Here is a 250-nt window from a genome sequence, read left to right as displayed (position 1 = left end):
GATTAATAGAATTCGCACAGTTTTTGGAAGCCCAAAATTATGAATTGATTTCTACGGGGGGTACATTCAAACATTTGAAAGACGCTGGTTTAAATCCGATTCAGATTGATGAGGTTACCGATTTTCCTGAAATGTTGGATGGAAGAGTGAAAACATTACATCCAAAAGTTCACGGTGGATTATTGGCTGTACGTTCCAACGAAGAACACATGAATACCGTTCAGCAGCACGGAATTGGTCTGATTGACAT

At 39.2% G+C, this 250-nt stretch carries 1 pseudogene; it reads left to right on the top strand.

The features are described 5' to 3' along the window. Nucleotides 1–250 (top strand): annotated as a pseudogene (gene purH / locus ACR9ZK_RS22840) (bifunctional phosphoribosylaminoimidazolecarboxamide formyltransferase/IMP cyclohydrolase); the annotation flags it as partial.

The organism is Monashia sp. HAY1-5C (genome assembly GCF_056755255.1).
The sequence above is the reverse complement of the archived record's forward strand: the minus strand, read 5'-3'. Positions and strand labels throughout refer to the sequence as shown.